16 protein-coding genes are annotated in these 21,754 nt (G+C 73.0%); 9 read left to right on the top strand and 7 right to left on the bottom strand.

Features of this window, described 5'->3' with window-relative positions; genetic code table 11:
• The first annotated feature begins 147 nt into the window (after positions 1-147).
• The 3 genes from M0638_RS20145 (at position 148) to M0638_RS20135 (ending at position 4,442) form a co-directional block, all read left to right on the top strand.
• Positions 148-2,169 carry an AI-2E family transporter gene (locus tag M0638_RS20145; RefSeq protein WP_248668804.1) on the top strand — a complete coding sequence of 674 codons (2,022 nt, stop codon included), beginning with the start codon at positions 148-150 and terminating at the stop codon, positions 2,167-2,169.
• A gap of 324 nt (positions 2,170-2,493) precedes the next feature.
• A complete protein-coding gene (locus M0638_RS20140) occupies positions 2,494-3,072 on the top strand; it encodes a YqaA family protein (RefSeq protein ID WP_248668803.1) in 579 nt (192 codons plus the stop codon).
• A 512-nt stretch (positions 3,073-3,584) separates the two neighbouring features.
• A complete protein-coding gene (locus M0638_RS20135) occupies positions 3,585-4,442 on the top strand; it encodes a GntR family transcriptional regulator (protein WP_282572185.1) in 858 nt (285 codons plus the stop codon).
• Between the two features lie 129 nt (positions 4,443-4,571).
• Here the strand turns inward: M0638_RS20135 and M0638_RS20130 are convergent, their stop codons facing one another.
• Positions 4,572-5,084 (bottom strand): hypothetical protein, encoded by a 513-nt coding sequence (locus tag M0638_RS20130; protein ID WP_248668802.1) that lies wholly within the window; start codon positions 5,082-5,084, stop codon positions 4,572-4,574.
• Between the two features lie 467 nt (positions 5,085-5,551).
• Here M0638_RS20130 and fusA point away from each other — a divergent pair, with 467 nt between their 5' ends.
• From fusA to pucL, 3 genes are all read left to right on the top strand, one after another.
• Positions 5,552-7,633 (top strand): elongation factor G, encoded by a 2,082-nt coding sequence (gene fusA / locus M0638_RS20125; RefSeq protein WP_248668801.1) that lies wholly within the window; start codon positions 5,552-5,554, stop codon positions 7,631-7,633.
• 759 nt (positions 7,634-8,392) lie between these two features.
• On the top strand, positions 8,393-9,793 hold the full coding sequence (locus M0638_RS20120) for a nucleobase:cation symporter-2 family protein (RefSeq protein WP_248668800.1): 1,401 nt from the start codon (positions 8,393-8,395) through the stop codon (positions 9,791-9,793).
• 192 nt (positions 9,794-9,985) lie between these two features.
• Complete coding sequence (gene pucL / locus M0638_RS20115) at positions 9,986-10,825, top strand: factor-independent urate hydroxylase (protein WP_248668799.1); 840 nt, start codon at positions 9,986-9,988, stop codon at positions 10,823-10,825.
• Between the two features lie 283 nt (positions 10,826-11,108).
• Here the strand turns inward: pucL and uraH are convergent, their stop codons facing one another.
• The gene (uraH, locus tag M0638_RS20110; protein ID WP_248668798.1) at positions 11,109-11,477 is read right to left on the bottom strand and encodes a hydroxyisourate hydrolase; all 369 of its coding nucleotides are present in this window, start codon (positions 11,475-11,477) and stop codon (positions 11,109-11,111) included.
• A 176-nt stretch (positions 11,478-11,653) separates the two neighbouring features.
• Here uraH and M0638_RS20105 point away from each other — a divergent pair, with 176 nt between their 5' ends.
• Together M0638_RS20105 and serA are read left to right on the top strand one after the other, a co-directional pair.
• Entirely contained in the window at positions 11,654-12,904 is a 1,251-nt protein-coding gene (locus M0638_RS20105; protein ID WP_248668797.1) for a M20 family metallo-hydrolase, read from the top strand.
• Between the two features lie 370 nt (positions 12,905-13,274).
• Positions 13,275-14,522, top strand: coding sequence for a phosphoglycerate dehydrogenase (serA, locus tag M0638_RS20100; protein ID WP_248668796.1), 1,248 nt, complete (start codon positions 13,275-13,277; stop codon positions 14,520-14,522).
• A 250-nt stretch (positions 14,523-14,772) separates the two neighbouring features.
• On the opposite strand, the gene M0638_RS20095 is transcribed toward serA, so the two are convergent.
• The 5 genes from M0638_RS20095 to M0638_RS20080 all read right to left on the bottom strand — a co-directional run bounded on the left by M0638_RS20095 (position 14,773) and on the right by M0638_RS20080 (position 19,947).
• Complete coding sequence (locus tag M0638_RS20095; RefSeq protein ID WP_248668795.1) at positions 14,773-16,656, bottom strand: TRAP transporter permease; 1,884 nt, start codon at positions 16,654-16,656, stop codon at positions 14,773-14,775.
• Between the two features lie 23 nt (positions 16,657-16,679).
• Positions 16,680-17,696: a TAXI family TRAP transporter solute-binding subunit gene (locus tag M0638_RS20090; RefSeq protein WP_248668794.1), complete on the bottom strand. Its 1,017-nt coding sequence runs from the start codon at positions 17,694-17,696 to the stop codon at positions 16,680-16,682.
• Positions 17,697-17,819: 123 nt separating this feature from the next.
• The gene (locus M0638_RS29155; RefSeq protein WP_345893057.1) at positions 17,820-18,260 is read right to left on the bottom strand and encodes a type 2 periplasmic-binding domain-containing protein; all 441 of its coding nucleotides are present in this window, start codon (positions 18,258-18,260) and stop codon (positions 17,820-17,822) included.
• Positions 18,176-18,862 (bottom strand): transporter substrate-binding domain-containing protein, encoded by a 687-nt coding sequence (locus tag M0638_RS20085; RefSeq protein WP_345893056.1) that lies wholly within the window; start codon positions 18,860-18,862, stop codon positions 18,176-18,178. The genes M0638_RS29155 and M0638_RS20085 overlap by 85 nt, the downstream gene beginning before the upstream one ends.
• Positions 18,862-19,947: an amino acid ABC transporter substrate-binding protein gene (locus M0638_RS20080; RefSeq protein WP_248668793.1), complete on the bottom strand. Its 1,086-nt coding sequence runs from the start codon at positions 19,945-19,947 to the stop codon at positions 18,862-18,864. The genes M0638_RS20085 and M0638_RS20080 overlap by 1 nt, the downstream gene beginning before the upstream one ends.
• A 522-nt stretch (positions 19,948-20,469) precedes the next feature.
• On the opposite strand from M0638_RS20080, the gene M0638_RS20075 reads away from it, so the two are divergent.
• Complete coding sequence (locus M0638_RS20075; RefSeq protein ID WP_248668792.1) at positions 20,470-21,507, top strand: YeiH family protein; 1,038 nt, start codon at positions 20,470-20,472, stop codon at positions 21,505-21,507.
• The last annotated feature ends 247 nt before the right edge of the window (positions 21,508-21,754 follow it).

The raw sequence follows: 21,754 nt of genomic DNA, 5'->3' as shown, positions 1-21,754 counted from the left end.
CCGGTCGGGCCGGCGTCCGGTGCGGGACCGGGCCGCAAACCCGGCCGGGGCCGGGGCGTTGCCATCCGTCACGCCACCGTGCGACGCCCCGCCCCGGCCGTCGCCGATCCCCGGGAGCCGATGCAGGATGATGGCAGCCGCCCGCCCATGATGCCCTTCGACCCGCAGCGGCAGGCCGGCACGTCCGCCACCCAGCCCGTGAACCCGCCGGGCCTCGCCACCCTGTACGGCGCCGCCATCGTGATCGCCGGCGTGTATTTCGGGCGCGAGCTGTTCGTGCCGCTGGTGCTCGCCGTGCTGCTGGCCTTCGTGCTGGCGCCCGCCGTGCGCCTGCTGCGCCGGCTGCGCCTCGGCCAGGTGCCGTCCGTCGTGCTGGTGGTGCTGCTGGCCTTCTCCGTGATCCTGGGCATCGGCACGGTGGTCGGCCACCAGGTCACCCAGCTCGTGGGCAACCTGCCGCGCTACCAGGCGACCATCCAGGAGAAGGTCCACTCGCTGCGCGTCGGCGGCGAGATGGTGGAGCGCGTCAACGCCGCGATGCGCGACTTCGGCGCCGAGATCGCCGGCGGCGGCCGGGGCGCCGCGCCGTCGCAGCGCCTGCCCGCGCCGGTGGGCGACGCCGAGGCGCAGCCGGCCCGCCAGGACGCGGCGCCGTCCGGCGAGCCGGCGCCGCTCGGCGTCGTCCGCGCCCTGCTGGAGCCGCTGCTGGCGCCGATCGCCACGGCCGGAATCGTGGTGGTGTTCGTGATCTTCGCCCTGCTCTACCGCGAGGACCTGCGCGACCGCGTGGTGCGGCTGGCCGGCAGCCGCGACCTGCACCGGACCATCACGGCGATGGACGACGCCGCCTACCGTCTCTCGCGCTTCTTCCTGACGCAGCTCGCGCTCAACACCGGCTTCGGCGTGTTCATCGCGGCGGCGCTCTGGGTGGCCGGGCTGCCCAACCCGGTGCTCTGGGGCATCCTGGCGGCGCTGATGCGCTTCGTGCCCTTCGTCGGCACCTTCATCGCGGTGGTGCCGCCGGTGATGCTGGCGCTCGCGGTGGCGCCGGGCTGGGGCCTCGCCATCACCGTCGCCGCGCTGTTCGTGGTCAGCGAGGCGGCGATGGGGCAGGTGGTGGAGCCGCTGCTCTACGGCCACAGCACCGGCCTCTCGCCGGTCTCGGTGGTGCTCTCGGCCACCTTCTGGACCTTCATCTGGGGGCCGATCGGGCTGCTGCTGGCCACGCCCCTCACCGTCTGCCTCGTCGTGCTCGGCCGGCACGTGGAGCCGCTGCGCTTCCTCGACGTGATGCTGGGCGACCGGCCGCCGCTGGCGCCGGAGGAGTCCTTCTACCAGCGCGCCCTGACCGGCGACGCCGACGGCATGGTGGAGCAGGCGCGCCACTATCTGAAGACCGAGCCGCTGGCCGCCTACTACGACACCATCGCGCTGCGCGGGCTGGTGCTGGCGCAGGGCGACCTGTCGCGCGAGGTGCTGGAGCCGGAGCGGCAGGAGGAAATACACCGGCAGGTGCTGATCCTGGTGGACGAGCTGGCGCACAGCAGGGCGTCGCCGGTGGCGGGCGGCACGGCAGCCGGCGCGGCCGGCGCCCAGCAGGCCGCGGCAGGCGACGCGGCGGGTGTCCAGGCGGGTGCCCAGACGGGTGCCGCGCCCGCCATGGCCTGGCGCGAGGACGGGGCGGTGCTGTTCGTCGCCGGGCGCGGCCAGTTCGACGACCTCGCCGCCGCCATGGCGGCGCAGCCCCTGCAGCGCCTCGGCTTCGGCACGCGGGTCGAACCCAACGCCGTGCTCGGCGAGACGCAGCTCGGCCAGCTCGACCCGGCGCGCATCCGCCTCTGCTGCCTCTCCGTGCTGGAGGAGGGCAACACCGCCGCCGGGGTACGCTACTTCCTGCGCCGGGTGCGCCGGCAGCTTCCCGACGCCGCCGTGATGATCGGCCTCTGGCACGGCACGCCGGACGGGCCGATGCTCCAGGCGCTGCGGGCCGAGGGGCTGGCGGAGACCATCGTCACCTCGCTGCGCGAGGCGGTCGCCTACTGCCAGGCGGCGGCCCAGGCCGAGCCGGGGCCGGCCGCCGAGCCGGCACCCCGGCCGGCGGAGCGCGCGGCGGAAGCCGTGGCCGTGCCGCCGCCGGACATGCTGCCGGGCGCCAGCCTGGCGGGCTGACGCCCACGGCATCGCCCGCCGGCCTGTCCGGAACCCGCGAGGGCGCGGCGCCCGCCCCGTCCAGGACGGGCCGGGCGATGCCGCCGCCCGTGCCGATGGGCCGTGCCGATGGTCCGGGCCGATGGGTCGGGCCAGGAATGCCCGCCCGCGCGAGCGTGGCCATGGGGAGCCCCGCCGGGGGCGCTGCCGCCGGTCCGGCCCCTGCCAGGTATCGGCCTTTCCGGAACTGCCATGATACGGTCCCCGATCGGGGCCAATTCCATGTTGCGCCGCAGCATGCGGCCATGGCATGCGTCCGGCTCGACCGAGGGGAATGCGACGCCCATGCTGCGTGGCCTGTACGACTGGGTTCTGCGCCTGTCCGCGCACCGCCGCGCGCCGGCCTGGCTGGCCGGGGTCAGCTTCGCCGAGAGCAGCTTCTTCCCCATCCCGCCGGACGCCATGCTGGTGCCGATGTGCCTGTCGCGGCCGGACCTCGCCTACCGCTACGCGCAGATCTGCACCATCGCCTCCGTGCTGGGCGGCGTGCTGGGCTACGCGATCGGCTACTGGCTGTTCGACGCGCTGGCGGCGCCGGTGCTGCGCGCCTACGGCTATGCCGATGCGCTGGTGCGCTTCACCGGCTGGTACGACCAGTGGGGCGCGGCGGTGATCCTGATCAAGGGGCTGACGCCGATCCCCTTCAAGATCGTCACCATCGCCTCCGGCGCGGCGCAGTTCAATTTCGGCATCTTCCTGCTGGCCAGCATCGTGACACGCGGCGCGCGCTTCTTCCTGATCGCCTGGCTGGTGCGGCGCTACGGCCCGGCGGTGCGCGAGTTCATCGAGAAGCGCCTCACGCTCGTCACCAGCGCCGCCGCCGGCGGCATCGTGCTGGGCTTCCTGGCGCTGAAGCTGTTCTGATCCCGGCCGTCGCCGACCGGCCGGGGGCCGGCCGGGGCGGCATCGCAGCCGAGGGCGGGCGGGACGGCCGCGCGGGATGGGGAGGCAGCGCCGGCCGGCGGGAGCGGATCGCCGGGGCGTGGCGGCGCCTGGGGGCTCGGCACCCATGGCGGCGTTCGCCGACCCGTCCGGAGCCGCTGTCCCGACCCCGCGCCGGGAACGATATCCCGGGGGCGAAGCCGCCTCCCGGCCTCTTTCGGTCGGGCGGGCCGGGGGATCCCGGCGCCCGTACGATGCGCTCCCGGCATGCCCGGTGGGTTTTCGCCCGCCGGGAGAGGGCGAAAGCGGCGCCAAGGGCAGGCCGGCGGGCACCGTCCCGGGTAGGGGCCCGCTCGGGGGCCGGAATCCGCCGTAGGGGGCGACGGCGGGCCACCGCCCCGATGGCTTCGCGGCCCCTTCTCTCCCACCTGATCTGTGTCGCAGGCTGTTGTAGGATTGTCCGGACATCCGCCTTCCCGCGAGAGGTTCGCCACATGCCGCTCCGCCTCCCCGACTCGGCCCCGCCGCCCGTCGCCGGGAACGGCGCGGCCGAAGCCGGCCAGCTCCTCGCCGGCGCGCAGCCGCGCTACGCCAGCGTGGCCACGGCGCTGGCCGCCGACATCCTGGCCGGCCGTCGCCGCGTCGGCGAATTGCTGCCCACGGAGCAGGAGCTGGGGCGGCTGTTCGGCGTCAGCCGCTCCACGGTGCGCGAGGCGCTGCGCCGGCTGCGCGAACTGGGCCTGGTCGCGGGGAGCCAGGGGGTGGGGACCCGCATCGTCGCCGACACGCCGCGCAGCAGCTACGTGCTGGCGGTGCGCTCGGCGACCGACATCATGGGCTATTCGGGGCGTACCACGCTGGCGATCCGACGACGCGACGAGGTGGTGGCCGACGCCGCCATGGCGGGCTGGATGGGCTGCGAGGCCGGCACGCGCTGGTGCCATGTCGGCGGGCTTCGCCTGCCGGCCGACCCGGCGGCACCGCCCATCTCCTGCGCCGATCTCTACGTCGCGCCGGAATTCGCCGCGATCGCGGCCTTGCCCGAGGTGACGACGACGCCGGTCTACCGCCTGATCGGGCAGCGGCTCGGCATCGCCGTGACGGAGGTGCTGCAGGAGATCGCCGCGATCGCGCTGGCGCCGGCGCAGGCGGCGGCGCTGGGCGTGGCGGCGGGATCGCCGGGGCTGCACATCCGGCGCCGCTTCCTGGCGGCGGGCGGGCGGCTGCTGGAGGCGACCACCAACGTCCACGCGGCGGCGGATCGGTTCAGCTATGCGCTCCGGCTCGGGACGTCGGCCGAGGTGGCGGGCCAGGGCGGAGCGGCGGCGGACGAGGCTGCGGATCCGCCCTGACACGGGCGGCGGGATCGCCCGGCCGGAAAGGTGCTGCGGGCGGCCGATTCGCCCCGACCGCGCAACCGGCTCCGGCGCCGACCGCGGAAGCCCTCGCCGGGCGGGCCGCGGAGGGCTCGCCGCGGCGGCTCAGGGCATCATCGGCAGCGGCGCATCCATCGACAGGCCGGTCCGGGACAGGCTCGGGTTCAGCCGGGCCGCGCCCTGCAGGGCACGGAACTGCGTTTCGGCCATCCGCAGCTCCGCGCCGTTGCCGCAGTCGGTGCCGGCATTGGCGCTGCGCCCGGTCGAGGCCCAGACCGCGGCGATCCCGCCCTCGGCGTCGCGCCCGACCACCAGCAGGGAGCCGCCCGCATCCGCCGCCTCGCCGAGGCCGATCTGGCAGGCCGCGCCGTCCGGCCGCCGCGCCACGAAGACGACCCGCGTGCCGGAAGGCGCATCGCTGCGGGCCGCGACGCGCAGCATGTCGCCCGGCACCGGCCGCAGCGCCGTCGACATGGCGGCTTGGATGCCGGCCACGAGCGTGGCCACGGCCAGCACCACGATGCAGCAGAGCGGCAGCAGCGTGGCCCAGCCGATGCCGTGCCCGTCGGCGTCGTGTCCTTGGGGGTGACGCCCGTGTTCCGTATCCCGTTCGCGCATGGTAGCCCTTGCCTCCGGTGGCGTGGGGGTGGCGGCCGGACCTGCCGGCCGGCGCCCGTGCTACGCCGTATCCAGGTGGCAGGATCATGCTGCATCGCAGCATTCGCTGCAATGCAGCAATTCTTTCCGGGCGTTTCCGGCGATCACGGTGCCGGCGATCACGCTGCCTGCGATAACGGTGCCTGGGCGATGTCCGCGTTCCGTCCGGGTAGGGGCCGGCCCGCTTCGGCCGTGGCGGCGGCCGGGCCTCGGCGGAGGCCCTGCCGCCCGCGTCCGCCCCGCGCCTGCCATGCGGGCCGGCCATGCCCGGGGCGGCCCGCGGCCCGTACTCCCTTGCAAATCCGCGCCGGACAGCGCATCTCTCCGCCGAGAGACCGGCTCAATCACCGCAACTTTTGCATCGTTCGGCGGGCGGCGTGGGGACCTTCCCCGGGGCCGGGCCTGCCTTTCGCGTATGGAGGCCCCCCGTGGCACGGACCCCGCTCGACAAGATCCGCAACATCGGCATCACCGCGCACATCGACGCGGGCAAGACCACCACGACCGAGCGGATCCTCTACTACACCGGCAAGTCCCATAAGATCGGCGAGGTGCACGACGGCAACACCACGACCGACTACATGGAGCAGGAGCGCGAGCGGGGCATCACCATCACCTCCGCCGCCGTGACCGCCGAGTGGAAGGACCACCGGATCAACATCATCGACACGCCCGGCCACATCGACTTCAACATCGAGGTCAACCGGTCGCTGCGCGTGCTCGACGGCGCCGTGTTCATCATCGAGGGCGTGGCCGGTGTGCAGCCGCAGTCCGAGACCAACTGGCGTCTCGCGGACCGCTACAACGTCCCGCGCATCATCTTCATCAACAAGCTCGACCGCACCGGCGCCGACTTCTTCCGCGCCTTCGACACGCTGAAGGAGAAGCTCGGCATCGTCGCGCTGCCGCTCCAGCTGCCGATCGGCGCCGAGGAGAACTTCATCGGCGTCGTGGACCTCGTCGAGATGAAGGCGATCGTGTGGGAGGGCGGCGAGCTCGGCGCCAAGTTCCACGACGAGCCGATCCCGGCCGAACTCGAGGAGAAGGCCAAGGAGCACCGCCAGATCCTGCTCGACACCGCCGTCGGTGTCGACGAGAAGGCGATGGAGGAGTACTTCGAGAACGGCGACGTCTCCGTCGAGACGCTGAAGCGCTGCATCAAGAAGGGCACCATCTCGGGCGAGTTCCGCCCCGTGCTCTGCGGCACCGCCTTCAAGAACAAGGGCGTGCAGCCCCTGCTCGACGCCGTGCTCGACTACCTGCCGAGCCCGGTGGACGTCGAGGGCATCAAGGTCGCCCCCGAGGAGGGCGAGGACGAGGACGCCGAGCGCCGCGTCATCCCCGTCAGGGAGGACGGCCCCTTCGCCGGCCTCGCCTTCAAGATCGTCAACGACAAGTACGGCAACCTCACCTTCGTCCGCGTCTACTCGGGCGTGCTGAAGTCCGGCGACCAGGTCCTCAACACCACGAAGGGCCACAAGGAGCGCATCGGGCGGATGTTCCAGATGCACGCCGACAAGCGCGAGGAGATCAAGGAGGTCACGGCCGGCGACATCGCCGCCTTCGTGGGCCTGAAGGACACCGGCACCGGCGACACGCTGGCCTCGCAGGAGGACCCGGTGGTGCTGGAGCGCATGGCCTTCCCGGTGCCCGTGATCGACATCTCCGTCGAGCCCAAGACCAAGGAGGCCGTCGAGAAGATGACGATCGGCCTGCAGAAGCTGGCCGGCGAGGACCCGTCGCTCCGTCTCAAGACCGACCAGGAGACCGGCCAGACCATCCTGTCCGGCATGGGCGAGCTGCACCTCGAGATCATCATCGACCGGCTGCGCCGCGAGTACGGCGTGGACTGCGCGATCGGTGCCCCGCAGGTGGCCTACCGCGAGACCATCTCCAAGTCGCACACCGAGACCTACACCCACAAGAAGCAGACCGGCGGCTCCGGCCAGTTCGCCGAGGTGAAGATCGAGTTCTCGCCGCTCGAGCGCAACGAGGGCGTGGTGTTCGAGAACGGCATCGTCGGCGGCGCCGTGCCGAAGGAGTACATCCCGGCGGTCGAGAAGGGCATCAAGGTGCAGGCCGACACCGGCGTGCTCGCCGGCTTCCCGACGGTGGACTTCAAGTACCGCCTGATCGACGGCAAGTACCACGACGTGGACTCGTCCGCGCTCGCCTTCGAGATCGCCGGCAAGGCCTGCTTCCGCGAGGGCATGAAGAAGGCCGGCCCGATCATCCTGGAGCCGATCATGGACGTCGAGGTGACCACCCCGCCCGACCATGTCGGCGACGTGGTGGGCGACCTCAACCGCCGCCGCGGCGTGATCCAGAACCAGGAGATGTCGGGCACCTCCGTGATCGTCCGCGCCCACGTGCCGCTCAAGGAGATGTTCGGCTACATCTCCAACCTGCGCGGCATGACCAAGGGCCGCGCGAGCTTCTCGATGCAGTTCCACCACTACGATCCGGTGCCGCGCAACGTCGCGGACGAGATCATGAAGGCCAGCGCCTGACGGCAGGCGGCCGCCGCGCCCCCTCGGAGCGATCCTCCGTGGGGAGCGGCCCGACCGCACGGCCTGCCAGCCCAGGGCGCTCCGGCGCCCTGGGCCGTTTCATGGCGCCGCCACGACCCGGCCTGCCCGATCCGGCCACGGATGGGGGCGGCCTGCGAACGCGCCGGGACCTCGGCCCGGCGAGCACGATCCGGACCGGCTGCCGCCCGCCGCCACCCGGGCGGGCCCTTCCACGCCGCCTGTGCCAGGCCGCGTTCCCTCGGGACGCGGCCTTTTTCGTGTCCGCCGGGTGGGGCGGCGGAAGCGGCGGGCCGATGCGCGGCGGCCTTTCTCGTCGGTCCGGTCGCCGCCCTCCTCGTCGCGACTGCCATCCGCCCTACTGCCATCCACCCTGGGGAGTGGAGCCCCTGGGGAGTGAAGCCGGCATCGCCGCCGCGCCCTGCCGCCGCCGCGGATGGCGGCGGCCCAGGAGATGGTCACTCTGCCGATGATGGAGGCAATCGCGGCCGCGGTGGCGGCGATAGCGGTTGCGGCGCCGCGGAGGCGGTGGCAGCGGGTGACGCGGTCGGCGGGCCGGGGCCGCCGGTCTCGGCCGGCGCGGCAGGGGGCCAGGCCCGCCATCCGGCCCGGGTGCGGGCGGGGCAACGGCGGCCCGGCATGGCCTGGAATTTGCTCGGATGCACCCACGGAACGTTACCGGTTCGACTTCCGAACGGCACCGCCTTCCCACGGCACCGCTCGGCCCAGAAAGGTCACTCGATGAAGCAGGTCGCCGTCCATCCGGTCGATGAGAAGCTGCCGCTGCCAAGGCTGGTGCCGCTCGCGCTGCAGCACGTTCTCGTCATGTATGCCGGCGCGGTGGCGGTGCCGCTCATCATCGGCCGCGCGCTGAACCTGCGCCCGGAGGAGGTGGCCTTCCTCATCAGCGCCGATCTCTTCGCCTGCGGCATCGCGACGCTGGTGCAGTGCTTCGGCCTGCCCGGCGTCGGCATCCGCCTGCCGGTGATGATGGGCGTCACCTTCGCCTCGGTCGGGCCGATGCTCTCCATGGCGGCGGCGCCGGAGGTCGGCATCCTCGGCATCTACGGCTCGGTGATCGCGGCCGGCATCTTCGGCGTCCTGGTCGCCCCCTTCATCAGCCGCCTGCTGCCGCTCTTCCCGCCCGTGGTGACCGGCACGATCATCCTGGTGATCGGCATCTCGCTGATGCGCGTCGGCATCAACTGGGCGGGCGGCGGCCTGCCGATGCTGCCCCGCACCGTGGACGGCCAGCCCGGCTACGTGCTGAACGCCAATTACGCCCAGCTCACCGGCCTCGGCATCGCGCTGTTCGTGCTCGTCATCATCATGTCGCTGATCAAGTGGGGCCGCGGCTTCCTGTCCAACGTCGCGGTGCTGCTCGGCATCGTCGCCGGCTCCGTGCTCGCCGCGGCGCTCGGCGTGATGCACTTCGAGAAGGTGGCGGCGGCGCCGTGGTTCGACGTCGTGCTGCCGTTCCACTTCGGCATGCCGCAGTTCCACCTCGTCCCGATCGTCACCATGTGCATCGTGATGGTGGTGGTGATGATCGAATCGCTCGGCATGTTCCTGGCGCTCGGGGACATCACCGAGAAGCGCATCGAGCAGGACGACCTCACGCGCGGCCTGCGCGCCGACGGTGTGGGCACCATCATCGGCGGCATCTTCAACACCTTCCCCTACACCTCCTTCTCGCAGAACGTCGGCCTGGTCGGCGTGACCGGCGTGCGCTCGCGCTGGGTCACCGTCGTCGGCGGCATCATCATGCTGCTGCTCGGCCTGCTGCCGAAGATGGCCGCGCTGGTCGAGGCGGTGCCGCAGGTGGTGCTGGGCGGCGCCGGCCTCGTCATGTTCGGCATGGTCGCCGCCACCGGCGCGCGCATCCTGACCAACGTCAACTTCAAGACCAACCACTACAACCTGTTCGTTGTGGCGGTCTCGGTCGGCTTCGGCATGATCCCGCTGGTGGCCCCGAACTTCTTCCGCAACCTGCCGCACGGGCTGCACCCGCTGCTCGAATCCGGCATCCTGCTCGCCGCCATCGTCTCGGTGCTGCTGAACGCCTTCTTCAACGGCATCGGCAGCGCCGAGGAGGCGCGGCACGAGGCCTCGGCCTCGGCGGCGGCGGCCGAGCACGTCTGAGCCCCGGGCGGCCCGCGGGGCCGCCCGGGCGCGGATCGCCCTTCGCGCTCTCCCCCGTCACGGCGCCGCCGAGGCCAGCCCGCCACGGCGGCGGCACCGGCGGCCGCCCCGCCTTTCCCGCGGCGCGCACGCGGCCTTCCGCCGCACGCCGCTTCCCCCCACCGGCAGAAGACATACCGAAGGAGACAGGCCATGTCCCTCGTGAGCAAGACCTACGGCAAGGGCAAGGTCCGCGTGATGCGCGTCCACCGCGACGGCGAGCGGCACGAGGTGCGCGACCTCAGCGTGCAGGCGATGGTCACCGGCGATTTCGGCCGCGCCTTCACCGATGCCGACAACTCCACCTCGCTCTGCACCGACACGGTGAAGAACATCGTCAACATCGTGGCGCGCGAGAACATGACCCTGCAGAACGAGCCGTTCTGCAAGGCCGTGGCCGAGAAGCTGCTCGGCGCCTACCCGCAGGTCGAGTCCGCGACGGTGACGGCGCACGAGACGAAGTGGGTGCGCCTCGCCTTCGGCGGCACGCCGCACCCGCACAGCTTCGTGCTGGACAGCAACGGCAGGCCCTACGCCAAGGTGGTGGCGACGCGCGACGCGGTCTCCACCCTTTCCGGCGTCTCGGGCTTCTCCTTCCTCAAGTCCACGCAGTCGGGCTGGTCGAACTTCCACAAGGACGGCTTCACCACCCTGGCCGAGACCGACGACCGCATCGCGGCCACCGCCATGGAGGCCTCCTGGCACTGGAACGCGGAGCCGGCCGACTACGAGGCGGCGAACGCGAAGATCCTCTCCACGATGATCGAGGTGTTCGCCACCACCTACAGCTACAGCGTGCAGGACAGCCTGTACCGCATGGGCACGGCGGCGCTGGAGGCGGTGCCGGAGATCGAGGACGTCAGCATGGCGTGCCCGAACAAGCACTACATCCCGCTGAACCTGAAGGCGTTCGGGCTGGAGAACAACAACCAGGTGTTCGTGGCGACCGACGAGCCGCACGGGCAGATCGAGTGCACCGTCGGCCGGGGCTGAGACCCTGAGGGGGGCGGGGGGCTTCGCCCCCTGCGACCCCGACCAAGGAGGCGCCGCCTCCTTGGATCCTCCGCCAAGGGGCGAAGCCCCCTTGGAACCCCCGTTCGATCTTCGCGCCTCGCATGGTTCGACGCCCGGGCCGGAAAACGCCAGCGGAGGTCCAGGAACCTGAGGTTCCTGGTGGGAGGGTTCCAGGGAGGGCAAAGCCCTCCCTGCGCGGATGGGGTCCGGGGAAGGCAGAGCCTTCCCCGGAAAGCGGCGGAACCCTCCCGGCGCCGCCGCCTCAGCTCCCTCGGTAGGTCGTGTAGCTCCAGGGCGAGCACAGCAGCGGCACGTGGTAGTGTCCTCCCGCCGCCGACAGCCCCACCCGCACCGGCACCACGTCGAGGTAGGGCGGCTCGGCCGCCACGCCGCTCGCCGCGAAATAGGCGCCGACGTGGAAGCGCAACTCGTACACGCCGGGCACGAACTCGGCCGGCGGCAGCAGCGGCGTGTCCGCACGGCCATCGGCATCGGTGACGGCCCGGTTCACCAGCGCCGCCTCGCCGCCTTCCAGCCGCCACAACTCCACCGCCACGCCGACGGCGGGGCCGCCCTTCACCGTGTCGAGCATGTGGGTGGAGAGGATCGAATCCGCGTGCGAGTGGGCCATGGGCGCGCCTCCGTCTGGGGCATTCCGAACCGGCCGGCAGGATGCAGGCCGCTGTCGGCGCCCGCAACCCGTGTCGCCACTTGCGCGACGGCGAGGCCGGGACGACGGTTGCGTCCCACGCGGCCGGCGCCCAGAAACGCGCCGGCAAGGGATACGCAGCAATGGAGAGGCCGAGCATGGGTGGCGCAGCGTCGGTGCAGGAATCCCGGCATTGGGATCGGCTGATGGCCATGGCGGCGCTCGGCGCGATACGCGGCGCTGATGGCGAACCCGGCGTCAACCGCGCCTGCCTGACCGAGCTGGACCGCGCCGCGCGCCGCCTGCTGATCGGCTGGGCTGGGGAGGCCGGACTCACGGTCAGCGTGGACGCGGCGGCCAACCTGTTCCTGCGGCACGAGGGCACGGATCCGGACGCGGCGCCGGTGCTGACCGGCAGCCACATGGACAGCCAGCCGAACGGCGGCCGCTTCGACGGCATCTGGGGCGTGCTGGCGGGGCTGGAGGCGGTGCAGGCGATCCGCGAGGCCGGCATCGCCACGAAGCGCCCGATCGAGGTGGTGGCCTGGACCAACGAGGAGGGCGGCCGCTTCGCCCCGGGCTGCATGGGTTCGATGAGCTACAACGGCTGCAAGCGGCCGGAGGACTTCGCCGCCGTCACCGATGCCGAGGGCATCACCTTCGGCGACGCGCTGCGCGCGCTGCTGGAATCGGAGGCCGACATCGCGCGCCGGCCGCTCGGCGGCAAGCCCTTCGCCTATGTCGAGGCGCATATCGAGCAGGGGCCGGTGCTGGAGCGCGAGGGGCTCGACATCGGCGTCGTCACCGGCATCCAGGGCAGCCGCTGGTTCACCGTGACCATCACCGGCGAGACCGCGCATGCCGGCACCGCGCCGCTCGGCCTGCGGCGCGACGCGGTGCAGGACATGGTGCGCGCGATCGAGGCGCTGAACCGGCTGATGGCGGACCCCGCGGACATACTGCGCTTCACCGTGGGCCGGGTGGAGGTGGGGCCGAACAGCTCCAACACCGTCGCCGACCGCGCCGTGTTCTCGATCGACTTCCGCCACCCCGATGCCGGCGTGCTGACGGAGCGCGGCGACGCCATCGAGCCCACCATCCGCGCGGCGGTGCGCAATTGCGACGTGCATGTGCTGGAACGCTTCCACGCCCTGCCGGCGGTGTTCGACCCGATGGTGCGGGAGGCGGTCTCGCGCGCCGCGTCGGGCCTCGGCTACGGCCAGCGCGACATCGCCTCGGGCGCCTTCCACGACGCGCAGTTCATGGTGCCGCTCTGCCCCACCGGCATGATCTTCATCCCCTGCCGCAAGGGCATCAGCCACAACCCGGCCGAGTATTCGAGCCCGGAGCAGGTGGCGAAGGGCACGCGGGTGCTGGCCGCGACGCTGGAGGAGCTGGCGGCTCGCTAGAGCGGATCGCCGGCGGGCGGACACGCCCGGCGGCGTGAATCCGCGCCGGGAACAACGAGCGACAGCGAACCGCAGTCCCAGCCGGACTGTGGTTCGCCGTAGAGCGGCTGCGAACGTGGCGCTGTGGGAGATAACGGCACGAGCGTCATCGATGGTGCCCGGGTCGCCGCTCTGGGTGCCAACCGGCACCTGCTCCGTTTCCGCCCCGCTGCGTCACCGGCCGGGCCGGACGGTCCGATGCCGGCGGCGCAGGGTTGGCCTGCGTCCTTGCGGGTTGTGCCGCCCCTGTTCCTCCGGGATGACGATGCCGATATCGGCCCCGTCGCCAGGCTGCAACCGCTCCGCTGGAACCGCGCCGCTGGAACAGGACATGAACGACCGCATCTCCCTGCCCAAGGACCGCATCCGCATCCTGCTGCTGGAGGGCGTGAACGACAGCGCCGTGTCGCTCCTCGCCTCGGCCGGCTACACCAACGTCACCCGCCACAAGACCGCGCTGGACGGGGCGGCGCTGAAGGAGGCGCTGCACGGCGTCCATATCCTCGGCATCCGCTCCCGCTCGCAGCTCACCGCCGAGGTGCTGGAGGCCGCCGACCGGCTGATCGCCGTGGGCTGCTTCTGCATCGGCACCAACCAGGTGGACCTGGTGGCGGCGCGCAACCTCGCCATCCCGGTCTTCAACGCGCCCTTCAGCAACACCCGCAGCGTCGCCGAGCTGGTGATGGGCGAGATCGTGATGCTGATGCGCGGCATCCCCGACAAGTCCGTCTCCGCCCACCAGGGCGGCTGGGAGAAGTCGGCGGCCAATTCCTGGGAGGTGCGCGGCAAGACCCTCGGCATCGTCGGCTACGGCAACATCGGCTCGCAGCTCTCCGTGCTGGCCGAGGCGTTCGGCATGCGCGTGATCTTCTACGACCACGCGACCAAGCTGCCGCACGGCAACGCCCAGCCGGTGGACAGCCTGAACGCGCTGCTGGCGCAGAGCCACGTCGTCACCCTGCACGTGCCGGAGACGCCGGAGACGGAGGGCATGATCGGCGCCGAGCAGCTCGCCGCCATGCCGCGCGGCGCCATCCTCATCAACAACGCCCGCGGCACGGTGGTCGACCTCGACGCGCTGGCCGGCGCGATCCGTGAGAAGCACGTCCTGGGCGCCGCGATCGACGTCTTCCCCGTGGAGCCGGCCGGCAACGGCCAGCGTTTCACATCGCCGCTCCAGGGCCTGCCCAACGTGATCCTGACGCCGCATATCGGCGGCTCCACCGCCGAGGCGCAGGAGCGGATCGGCGTCGAGGTGGCGCGCAAGCTGATCGACTACAGCGACACCGGCGCCACCGTCGGCGCGGTGAACTTCCCGCAGGTGCAGCTCCCGGCGCGGCCGAGCGGCACGCGCTACATGCACGTCCACCACAACATCCCCGGTATCCTCGGCCGCGTGAACGAGGTGTTCTCGCGGCGCCAGCTCAACATCGCCTCGCAGTACCTGCAGACCGACGGCGCCATCGGCTACGTGGTGGTGGAGGCGGACGCGTCCCGCTCGGACGCCGACGTCATCCTGCAGGAGTTGCGCGCGCTGGACGGGACCATCCGGGCGCGGCTGCTGTACGACCGGGGCTGAGGATTCCAGCCATCGGGGAAGGCTTCGCCTTCCCCGGGCCCCAGCCGCTTTCCAGGGAAGGCTCTGCCTTCCCTGGAACCCATCCACCAGAAGGGCGAGGCCCTCCCGGACCTCTCCTCGTTCAGGCCCGGGATGTCGGAACACCCCGGATGCCTTTTCCATGGCGGGGTTTCCAAAGGGGCTTCGCCCTTTGGTGGGAGGGGCCCGGGGAGGGCAACGCCCTCCCCGACACGCGCCGCGAGGCGCGCGCCTACGCCGCCGCCCGACGCGCCACCGCCCGCTGTCCCAGCGCCACCGCCGCCAGCGCGCCCGCCCCGATCGCCAGCCGCCCCGCATCCGGCAGCATGTGGCCGAACGCCGCGACCAGCCCGGCCAGCCCCAGCAGCAGGCGCAGCCAGCGCCCCAGCGGCGCGAGCAGGAAGCCGGCATAGGCCGCCGTCACCAGGGTCAGCGCCGCGAGCTGGATCGCTGCGGCGGAGAGGATGCCGGCGAGGCTGCCGCGCAGCATGATGCCGGGATCGTAGATGAAGGCGGCCCCCACGGTGAAGCCGGCGATGCCGAAGCGCGTGGCGTGCCAGCTCGTCAATGTCGGCCCCGCGCGGGCGATGGCGGCGGCGGCGAAGGCGGCCGCGGCCACGGGCGGCGTCGCGTCGGCGATCACCGCGAAGTAGAAGATGAAGAGGTGCGCCGGCAGCAGCTCCACGCCCATCTGGAGCAGCTGCGGCACGCCGATCGCGGCGGCGATGATGTAGGAGGGCGTGGTCGGGATGCCCATGCCCAGCACCAGCACCGTCGCGGCGAGCAGCAGCAGCAGCATGGGCAGCGAGCCGCCGGCGAGGTCCTTGACGATGCCGCCGAAGGCCACCACCAGCCCGGTGACGGTGAGCGCCGAGACCACGATGCCGGCGCCGGCGATGGAGACGGCGAGCGGCGCCATGGTCAGCCCGGCATTGGTCAGGCTGTCCAGGATGGCGCGCGGCGACATGCGGGTGCGCCGGCGCAGCATCGACACCGCGACCATGGCGAGCGTCGCGCAGAAGGCGGCGTAGTTGCCGGACCAGCGCTGCATCATCAGCCAGACCAGCAGGCCGATCGGCAGGACGAGGTGTGCGTCCGCCGCCACCTCGCGCCAGGGCGGGATGTCGGCCTGCGGCATGGGCCGCATGCCCAGGCGACGCGCCTCGAAATGCACCGCGGCCAGGATGGCGTAGTAGTACATGACGGCGCCGATCGCGGCCGCCACCACGATCTCGCCGTAGGGGATGTTGGTGATCTCGGCCATCACGAAGGCGGCCGCGCCCAGCACCGGCGGCATCAGCGCACCGCCGACCGAGGCCGCCGCCTCGATCCCGCCCGCCACCGCGGGCGCGTAGCCGATGCGGATCATCAGCGGGATCGTCATCGCGCCGGTGGTGATGACGTTGGAGACGGAGGAGCCGCTCATCGTGCCGAACAGGCCGGAGGTGATGACCGCCACCTTGGCCGGCCCGCCCGAGAAGCGCCCGGCCAGCGCCGCGCCGAGGTTGGCGAACAGCCGCCCCGTGCCGCTGCCCTGCATGAAGGCGCCGAACAGGATGAACACGGCGATGGTGGTGGCGGCGATGCCGGTCAGCGGGCCGTAGACGCCGCCGAGCGTCGGCACCAGCCAGGCGGATTCGACGATCTCGTTGAGACTGAAGGCACGACTTTCCAGCACGCCCGGCATCCAGGGGCCGGCCACCATGTAGGCGATGCAGCCGAGCACCATCCAGGCCAGCCCCGGCTCCACGGCGCGGCGGATCGCCTCCAGCAGCGTGACGATGGCGAGCAGGCCGAGCGCCAGCAATTCGGGCGTGAAGGGATCGACGAATTCCATGCGGTCGTTGACCGCGTCGTGGTTCCACATCGCCCAGGCGTGCGGGATGGCGGCGGCGAGCGCCCAGAGCAGGTCCGGCACGCTCGGGCGCGTGGATGGCGAGCGGTCCGGGAAGGCCGGATAGAGGATGAAGATCAGCGGCACGAAGACGAGCAGGTGGAAGGCGCGCGTCGTGATCGGCTCGGGGAAGCCGAAGCCGCCCCAGTAGAGGTGGACGGCCGCCGCCGCCGCCGCCCAGAGCGAGCAGAGCGTCTTCAGCCAGGGCGGCAGGTTGCGCACGGCGCCGGCCGGTCGCCGGGGGGTCAGGCCGGCATCACGCCGGCCTCGCGGTAGGCCTGCGCGGCGCCGGGGTGCAGCGGCACGCCGTTGTACTTCCACGCCACGGCGGGATCGAAGGCCGCCATGCTGCCGTGGATCGCGGCCAGGCGCTGCCCCCTGTTGCGGATCAGGGTGCGGGTCATGCGGTAGGCGACGTCGTCGGGCAGCGACTGGTTCACCAGCACCACGCTGTCCATGGTGCTCACCTTCAGGTCGGCCGATTGCAGCGCCGGGTAGGTGGCGGCGGGCAGCACGCCCTCGCCGTAGGCGTACTGCGCCGAGAGGTGGGCGCGGATGTCGTCGGGGAAGCCCACCAGGGCGGCGGGACGGCGGCCCTGCGCGACCTCCGTCAGCATCGCCGCCGGCTTGGCCAGGGCGACGAACAGGTAGTCCACCTGCCCGTCGCCGAAGGCCCCGGCGAGGTCGGCGTAGGAGCCGTTCAGGTAACGCCCGCCGCCGGCGCGGATCTGGTCCGGCCCGGTGCCGAGGAAGCGCAGGATGCGCTGGAGCGTCATCTCGTCGGTGGAGGAGCGCTGCGTCACGCCGATGCGCAGGCCCGGCTGGGTGAGGATGGCGCGCATGTCGGCCGGGCCGGCATCGGCGCGGCGCAGCAGGTTCAGCTCGTTGGGCGAGTAGCCGGTGCCGAGGGTGCGCAGCCTCTCGTGCCGCTCGCGGTAGGGCTCCTCGCCCCTGCCGGCATTGGCGGTGAAGGCGTCGATGCCCCAGCCGATCGGCGACTGGCCGTTGTTGACGCGGGTGCAGTTGGCGAGACCGCCGCCGGGCACGACGCGGAAGCGCAGCTCCGGGTTCTCCTCGGTGATCAGCGCGGTCAGGCCGGCGGCCATGGTGTACCAGCCGCCGCCGAGGGAGCCGGCCACCCACTCGTAGGTCTGCGGGCCCTGCGCCCGGGCGCGGCCGATGGCCGGCAGGGCGAGGGCGGCGCCGAGCGCCGCGCGGCCCAGGGTACGGCGGCCCAGGGTATGGCGGGCGATGCTGGTCATGGTCCGGGTCATCCCTTCCTGGCGCGCGGCTGGAGGCGGAGTGTGGCCAAGGGAGTTTGGCCGGGAGAGTGTGGCCAGGGCGCGCCCGCGCCGCAACCGGCCGGCGGCCCGGCCCCCGGCGGCTCAGCGGATCGGCATGGCGTACATCAGCCCGCCGCGGGTCCAGAGGTCGGAGAGGCCGCGGTCGAGGCGCAGCGGGCTGCCGGCGCCGAGGTTGCGGTCGAAGATCTCGCCGTAATTGCCCACGGCGCGGATCACGTCGTAGGCCCAGCCCCGCTCCAGCCCCATCATCGGCCCGTGGTCGCCGGCGGTGCCGAGCAGGCGGCGGATCCCGGGGTTCGGGCCCTGCCGCATCGCCTCGGCATTGGCCTGGGTCACGCCCAGCTCCTCGGCGCCGATCAGCGCGAACATGGTCCAGCGGACGATGTCGAACCACTGGTCGTCGCCCTGGCGGACGGAGGGGGCGTGCGGCTCCTTGCTCAGCCGCTCGGGCAGGACCACGTGGTCGTCCGGCCGGCGCAGGGCGATGCGGATGCCGGCGAGCTGGCTGGCATCGGTCGCCATCGCGTCGCAGCGCCCGGCCTCGTAGAGGAGCGCCAGACCTCGTCGTTCTGCTCGAAGATGACGGGGTGGATGGACAGCCCCGCGCGGCGCGCCCAGTCGGTGACGTTCAGCTCCGTGGTGCCGCCGCTGTTCATGCAGATCGAGGCGCCGTCGAGCTGCGCGGCGCTGGTGATGCCGGCCGCGCGGCGGGTCATGAGGCCGGTGCCGTCGTAGTAGTTCACCACGGTGAAGTTCAGCCCGTTGGCGGTGTCGCGCGCCTGGGTCCAGGTGGTGGTGCGGATCAGCACGTCGATCTGGCCCGATTGCAGCGCCGCCATCCGCGCCTGGCTGGTCAGCGGCACCCAGCGCACCTTCGTGGCGTCGCCCAGCACCGCCGCCGCGACGGCGCGGCAGAGATCGGCGTCGATGCCGCGGTATTCGCCGCGCGCGTCGGGCTGGCTGAAGCCGGGCACGCCGATCGAGGTGCCGCAGACCAGCGCGCCCCGCGCCCGCACGGCGGCCAGGGTCGGGCCGGGGGACGCCATCTGCGCCCGCGCCGGCGAGGCGAGGGCGGCGGCCGCGACGGCCAGCAGGGCCGCCGCGACGGAGGGAAGGGCACGCATCAGCGGATCGGCATCGGGTACATCAGCCCGCCCCGGTTCCACAGCGCGTTGAGACCGCGCGGCAGGCGGAAGATGCTGCCCTCGCCGAGGTTGCGGTCGAAGATCTCGCCGTAATTGCCGACAGCCTTGATCATGGCGTAGGCCCAGCGCCGGTCGAGGCCCATCATCGGCCCGTGGTCGCCCGAGGTGCCGAGCAGGCGGCGTATCTCCGGGTTGGGGCTTTCCAGCATCGAATCCACGTTGGCCCGCGTCACCCCCTGCTCCTCGGCGGCGTAGAGCGCGAACATCATCCAGCGCACGATGTCGAACCACTGGTCGTCGCCGTGCCGCACCACCGGCGCGTGCGGCTCCTTGCTGATGATGTCGGGCAGGACCATGTGGTTCGCCGCGTCCGGCAGCGAGGCGCCGATGGCGGCGAGCTGGCTGGCGTCGGTCGAGTAGGCGTCGCAGCGGCCCGCGGCGTAGGCGTTCGCCGCCTCCTCGTTCTGCTCGAACACCACGGGCGTGTAGCGGATGCCGTTGACGCGCGCCCAGTCGGCGAGGTTCAGCTCGCTGGTGGAGCCGGAGACGGTGCAGATGCTCGCCCCCTGCAATTCGGCGGCGCGGGCGATGCCGGCGCTGCGGCGGACCAGGAAGCCCTGCCCGTCGTAGAAGCTGACGGCGGTGAAGTTCAGCCCGAGCGCGGTGTCGCGGGACTGGGTCCAGGTCGCGGTGCGGATCAGCACGTCGATCTGGTTCGATTGCAGCGCCGGGAAGCGTGCCTGGCTGGTCAGCGGCACCCAGCGGATCTTCGTCGGGTCGCCCAGCACGGCGGCGGCCAGCGCCTTGCAAAGATCGGCGTCCAGCCCGCGGTTCTCGCCCCGGTTGTCGAGCACCGAGAAGCCCGGCGCGCCCGTCGAGGTGCCGCAGACCAGGACGCCGCGCGCGCGCACGGCGGCGAGGGTCGGGCCGGCGGCGGCGGTCTGCGCCGCGGCGCCCGCGGCCGACAGCAAGCCGGCCGGCAGCGCTCCGACCAGCAGGGACGCGGCCAGCGGCACGGCCCCCAGCATGGCGCGGAGCGCCGCGAAGCCCCAGCCTTGTCGCATGTCGTTCTGTCTCCTCGGGTGACGGCGTGGGGGCCGGCAGGGGCGGGCCCGGCGCGCGGAAGTTCGCAAGAAGCGTGCCTGCCCGGCGAACCGGCGCGGCGCGTCCGCCCCGGCGCCCCGACGCGGCCGGCATGCTGCCGGGACGCGCTGCCGGTGCACCCCCGCGATGCACCCGCCGGGAGGCGGCCCCGCCATGCCGCGACCCCCGGGAGGCGCCCCGGGTGGCCGTCGGACAACCCGGCCGGATCGCCGGCCTGGAGCGCCTCCCTCCGACCTGGGCTGGGTGCGCCGGGCGATCCGGGGCGGTGCGCGCCGGGACCACGCGCCGGGACCGCGCGCCGGTGCTGTACCCTGGGACCACGCGCCGGCGGGGCGTGCCGGCGGGGCGTGCCGGCGAGGGCACGCCCGCGGGGTTGACGCGGCACGGCGCGCGGGCGAGCGTCGGCGGGTCCCGGTCCGGGCGCGTCGGAATTCCGGTGCGGCGGTCCGGGCGCATCCTCATCCACGACGCGGGAACCGCCGATGTCCGCACCCGCCGCGGCCGTGCCGTCAGCCGGCCGGCTGCGCAGCCTGCTGCCGGGCCTCGCCCTCTCGACGGCAATCGCCCTCCTCGCCACCTTCCTGCGCAACGCCAGCGGCCTCGCGGCGCTGAACCCGGTGGTGGTGGCGCTGGTGCTCGGCGTCGCCCTGCGCGCCGCCATCGGCCCGCTGCCGCTGCTGCGGCCCGGCATCGCCTTCGCCGTCAGGCCGGTCCTGCGTGCCGCGATCGTGCTGCTCGGCCTGCAGGTGACGCTGGGGCAGCTGCTGGGCATCGGCGCCGGGGCGCTGGGGCTGGCGGCGGCCTCGGTGGCGCTCACCCTGCCCTTCACCATCTGGCTCGGCCGGCAGATCGGGGTCGAGGCGCCGCTCGCGCAGCTCATCGGCACCGGCACCGCGATCTGCGGCGCCTCGGCCATCGTGGCGGCGAACCAGGTGGCGCGCGGGCGCGAGGAGGACGTGGCCTACGCGCTGGCCGTGATCACCCTCTGCGGCACGGCGGCGATGCTGATCTACCCGCTGCTCGGCGGGCCGCTGGGGCTCGACGCCCGTGCCTACGGGCTCTGGGCCGGGGCCAGCGTGCACGAGGTGGTGCAGGCGGTGGGGGCCGCCGCGGCGGGCGGGCCGGTCGCCACCGAGGTCGGCACCGTCGCCAAGCTGGCGCGGGTGGTGCTGCTCGCCCCCGCCGTGCTGGCGCTCGGCTTCTGGGTGGGGCGGGGCGGCCCGGGGGAGGGGCCGGGGGGCGGGCCTGCAGGTGGGCCGGTGAAGGCGCCGGTGCCCTGGTTCGCCTTCGGCTTCCTGGCGCTGGTGGCGCTGGGCAGCACCGGGCTGGTGCCGCCGGCGGCGGTGGCGGCCTCGCGCTGGCTGGTGCCGCTGATGCTGGCGGCCTCGGTGGCGGGGCTCGGCCTGTCCACCGATATCCGGGCCCTGCGGATGCGCGGCGCGAAGCCGCTGCTGCTGGGCGTCGCGGCGAGCCTGTTCATCTCGGCGCTGGCGCTGATCGGGGTGGCGCTGCTGCCCTGAGCGCCTGTTGGCGCATGTCCGGGCTGGGCGTACTCGCCCGGCGGCCCGGAAAATGCGCCGGCGCAAAGGCCGGCGCGGGCCGGATTGGCGCCGGCCTGGGCCGGGGACAGCGACCACCCGGCCCTGCGGCTGGCGCGCCCTGGCGCTCGCGGCCTTCGCGGGCGGGACGCCGCCGCGTGACGGCCTGCCGCGCCGGCTCCACGCGGCCGTTGCCAGCAGGCAACGGCCCCGACATGCTCGCCGCCGG

It is taken from the genome of Roseomonas acroporae (assembly GCF_023223525.1).
Classification (GTDB): domain Bacteria; phylum Pseudomonadota; class Alphaproteobacteria; order Acetobacterales; family Acetobacteraceae; genus Roseomonas_E; species Roseomonas_E acroporae.
This window is presented reverse-complemented; position numbering and strand designations above follow the sequence as displayed.